The following is a 4,584-nucleotide window of genomic DNA, read 5'->3' on the forward strand; positions in this document are numbered from 1 at the left end:
TGGTGCTACCCCATGCCCATCAAGCTAACCAAGTAAATTACTAGATATGAAACGATCCTTGTTTCATATCTAGCAATTGATAGAAAAGTAGGCATGCTAAAGAAGCCTATTAAAACGTGATTTTTTCGCTAGGCAGCTTGTCTATGCTTCACCGTCGTTTTATACACAATCCCTAGAATATCAAAGACGGTCATCTTCTTATATCTATGACATTTACGACCGTTCTTTTTAAGCAGCTGATAAAGGCGATGCAGAATTTTTAAAAGTTCTTCTGTGCCAACGGCTATCGCTTGAAACAGTAATGGAAAGTAATCTTTAATCATATAAATCGCTTTGTATTCACTCAGCTCCTGCTTTTTCTTTTCAAGCAGAAACTGTCGCATTTGAAACATCGTAGAAGAACAGAGGAGAATACCAATGAGTTGTCCATATAAATGGCACTCTAGGCGTTCTCTTTTAATATTTTTACATTCATCAATTTGAAAGAATGACTTCCACGTTTTAAACAAAATTTCAATCTGCCAACGAAGTGAATACAATGCATGCACGTAGTTCGTTTGTACTTCTTCTAGCGACGTGTTCGTGATATATACATTCATGCCCATTAAACGTTTACTTTTATCCTTCATGACAATGCCTTTCTTCTTTTCACGTATCGCTTGGTTTTTCAGGCGTGTTTGCGTTTGGTCATCGGTTAAACGATGGATAATGACACGTGCTGGAAGCTTCTGATTTTGGCCAATGTATGCCTCGGGGATTTCCATCGTTTCACCAGGGATTAGACCAGACAACATTTGTGTCATATCAAGCTGGATGTATTCTGTTTGCTTTTTTAACGTACCATTGTTGAAGTATTCTGGCTCAGGGTTCTTGATATAAATGCGTGTATTCAGCTTCAACCGCGAGATATAGTAAGCCTCTTTATCATGAATGGTTTGTAAGTCTCCTAAATCGAAATAACCAAGATCACGTAAACACAAATCGCCCGCCTCTACGGTTTCAAGGGAGATGGTACCGTATGTTTTATCATTATTCTTTCCTGGTCCAAGCTGCACGTTAAGAAATTGACCACTAAGTAAATCATATTCCAATTGGATTTTCACGCCTGCCGTATTACTACTCCCACCTGAACCTTGATAGTCAGTGGCGAAATGGTCAGGCAGTTGAAACACTTTTGCATCTAAAATACGGATACGATTGAAAGTAGAGATCACGTGTGCAGAAAGTGAGTGATTTGAACAAAGTTTTTGTGTGAGAAGAGAAGTAAAGACTTTTCGAAGAAATGCGACAGCTGCTGGATTAAAGCGTTGATTCAATCCTTCTGAGCTCATCAGTACCCCAGTTGAAGCTTCTAACTGACTGCACAATTGTGTAAGTGATGTGCTAGCGATTTCTTGACTGAGCCATACGCAAAGGGCAATGAGTTCGTTTGCTTGCTTGATACTTACTAGATCGCTGTACAAAGCCAACTTGTTTGGCGATATCTTGTAGGACTACTGGAGATAAAAAGTATTGTAGCTCTTGCGCGAAAAGATTCAGTTCATTTGAAATGATAGGATTCATCAAAAACGCCATCCTTTCTGTATATTTCTACAAAAAGAATAGCATTGTTTCTTTAAAATGTGTTCCGTAAACAAACCTTGTTAAATTCATTTCAAAAAGTTTATGGAACTTTAATTCTGTTAACTAAAATAATGAGTGGCCCCAAAAGTAGTAATCCTTGCCGTACCCCTACAAGATTTTATGCAAAAAATAGGGAGACATAGGGAACAGTCGGGAGGCCAAAAGCCGCGCTAGGATAGAAATATATAAAAAGATGTATAAGCGAATGCAAAGAGAAACAGGTAGATCTCTGATGAGAGTAACGGATCCTCCTGTTTCCTCGTTACCAATAATGATGTGTTATGTTTTATATAGTTGCTTTTTGTGTCAGGGCGTTTGATGTGGTTATTTCCGCATATACATTGTTTAAAGCACTAATAAAAGATCGATGTACCTGTTGGGCAGGAATAATGTTTTCTTGGAATGCTAAATCTTTTGTAGTACAAGCATTTTCTATAACAATACAGTTAAATCCTAAATCATTAGCAGCTCTTACAGTTGCATCTATACACATATGAGTCATCATTCCACATATAACAAGAGTGTCAATATTTTCTTTTTGAAGAACTTTTAATAATTTAGTATCTCTGAAGCTATTTGGAAAATGTTTTTGTATCAAATATTCTTCTTCCAATGGTTTTACTTCTTGATGAATTTCTGCTCCTTCAGTATTTGGAAGAAAAAAAGTAGCATTTTCTTTAGTTGAAATATGTTGGACATGGATAATAGGTCTTTTTTTGTCTCGGAAGAAATCTAAAACTTGTTTTGCATATTGTACAGTTTCTAATGGTTTACTTAACTCCATTTTTCCATTTGGAAAATAATCGTTTTGAATATCAATTAATACTAAAGCTGTTTTCATTTTTCATCCCCCAATATTCTGAAAATTATTTTATAATTCTATTATAGGGAGATGAAATGAAATTAGTAATATTCTCATGAAAGATTTTAGCTTCAAATAATTTCATCGTGAAAGGATTTAAGATTATGGTTGATTATACAGATATTAAGATACTAAATTTGTTAAAAGAAAATTCGAGGGTACAGTGGAAAGATATTGGTAAAGAAATACATATGACTGGGCAAGCTGTTGCGAATAGGATTAGAAAACTGGAGGAAGAGGGAATTATAAGAGCCTATACAATTTTATTAGATGAGATGAAATTAGGGAAATCTCATTTGGCTTTTATTACTATTTTTATGAAGACCAATGAACATTCTAGGTTTTTAGATTTTATTGTAACAAAAGATTCTGTTGTAGAGGCTCATAAGATAAGTGGAGAAGGTTGCTATATATTAAAAGTTTTTTTAGAGTCACAGGAACAGTTAAATAATTTGTTAAATGAGATTCTTATATTTGGAAATTATCGCTTGAATTTATCAGTTAATAAAGTAAAAGGATAAAATAAGGAAAGAGATCATCTTTTAGGGATCTCACCACACCAACATCAAGTTAAGAAATTCATTATTTCCTAAAACAACAAATGAACTGGATTCCCATAGACAACTATGAAGAGATAAAATTTTCGTTTTGGGGATACTTCAAACTCTTAGCTTGATGGGTATGTGACGGGACCCCTTAAGGTAAAAAACTTTGTTTTACCGTACGTGAAGAAGGTCTCATAAACGCTATTTTGTATTTGATATGGTACTTTGTTTTTGGTAATGAGTTTTGGAACTGTTTTTTGACCATATTTCTCTTAGTTTTATTGGAACTCAATAAAGTTCCTTAAACGACCGTTTTAGGGACTAACTGGTTTATTTGGTGCTGGTTAGTCAACCTTAATGTTCACGAATAATAAATTCGTTCAATTTATAATAAAATCATTTAAAAATAAATAAATTAGTTTCTATATGCTTGGTTGTTCTTTTCCTAAAAAAGGACATTCAAATTGAATATCCTTTTTTATTTTATGGTGAAATACTATCTAAGATTTTTTAGAAACTGGTTTTGTTTTCGCTCAGTCTGAATATCTGTGATATCTCCATGCCCACTTAAAACAAGCGTTTTTTCAGGGAGACTAAATAGTTTTTCTTGGATTGTTTTCATTAATCTATTTTGATCTCCTCCGATTATATCCGTTCGTCCAATACCACCTTTAAAAAGTACATCTCCTGAGATAATAATACTTTCATTTTTTATATAGTAAGATACACTTCCAGGTGAGTGCCCAGGGGTAAACAATACTTTGAATGAAAAGGAACCGATATGAATCTCTTCTTCTATTTCAATCAGATAATCTGCTGAGTTTGCCGTAGTTTTAATTCTACCAGGTAGAGCAGAACGATTTAATTCTGTGTTAGTGAGCCAATCTTGTTCTGCCTGATGAAGATACACAGGGATATTCCACTTGGTTCTTACTTAATCTACTGCCCCAATATGATCAAAATGAGCATGAGTTAAAAGAATAGCTTTTGGGATTAAATCATATTTTTTTATGTACTGATTAATTTTGTCTGATTCGCCACCAGGATCAAATATTACGCATGCTCTATCTTCATTAGATAAAATATATGCATTTGCTTTAAGTGGTCCTACAGGAATTCGTATCCATTTCATGTTGTACACTTCCTTTGCGTTTACATTACTGAAGTTACTATAAAATGCAATTAGAACTTTACATTTAGAAACATCTTTATTCTATCTTAAACTACTATTATCATTTGACACAATATTCTTGTAAATCTTGTCGAAAAAAGAAAGGTTGTTTAATAATTATTCTACTGAAATTGAACAACTTTATTATCCCTACACACTTAATAGTAATAATTTAAGGCCAACCAGTGGATCAAATCCGTTTGTTGGTTCATCTACGCGTACGAAATTCGCGAAATGTTGGTGCTACCCCATGCCCATCAACTTAAGAATTTAGAATTCCCCCAAAAATTATGAGTTTTTTGTTGCAAGTTGTCACAAAATTTCGTTTTTATGGTAGTTTTATTTTCTTAGCTTGATTGCGATGAGTGGTACCCCATAAAGGC

The 4,584-nt window shown here is 34.0% G+C and carries 2 protein-coding genes and 2 pseudogenes; 1 reads left to right on the forward strand and 3 read right to left on the reverse strand.

What is annotated here, in order from left to right; genetic code table 11:
* Positions 1–128: 128 nt before the first annotated feature.
* Both FT637_RS29290 and FT637_RS29295 read right to left on the reverse strand, forming a co-directional pair.
* Positions 129–1,563: pseudogene (locus tag FT637_RS29290) on the reverse strand (IS4 family transposase).
* Positions 1,564–1,909: 346 nt separating this feature from the next.
* Positions 1,910–2,464, reverse strand: coding sequence for a cysteine hydrolase family protein (locus tag FT637_RS29295; RefSeq protein ID WP_193649225.1), 555 nt, complete (start codon positions 2,462–2,464; stop codon positions 1,910–1,912).
* 125 nt (positions 2,465–2,589) lie between these two features.
* Between FT637_RS29295 and FT637_RS29300 the strand changes: the two genes are divergently transcribed.
* Positions 2,590–3,006 (forward strand): Lrp/AsnC family transcriptional regulator, encoded by a 417-nt coding sequence (locus FT637_RS29300; protein WP_227494011.1) that lies wholly within the window; start codon positions 2,590–2,592, stop codon positions 3,004–3,006.
* Between the two features lie 520 nt (positions 3,007–3,526).
* On the opposite strand, the pseudogene FT637_RS29305 reads toward FT637_RS29300, so the two are convergent.
* Positions 3,527–4,162 (reverse strand): annotated as a pseudogene (locus FT637_RS29305) (MBL fold metallo-hydrolase).
* Positions 4,163–4,584 lie beyond the last annotated feature (422 nt).

The sequence above is a fragment of the Bacillus cereus genome (assembly GCF_015071065.1).
GTDB lineage: Bacteria > Bacillota > Bacilli > Bacillales > Bacillaceae_G > Bacillus_A > Bacillus_A cereus_BA.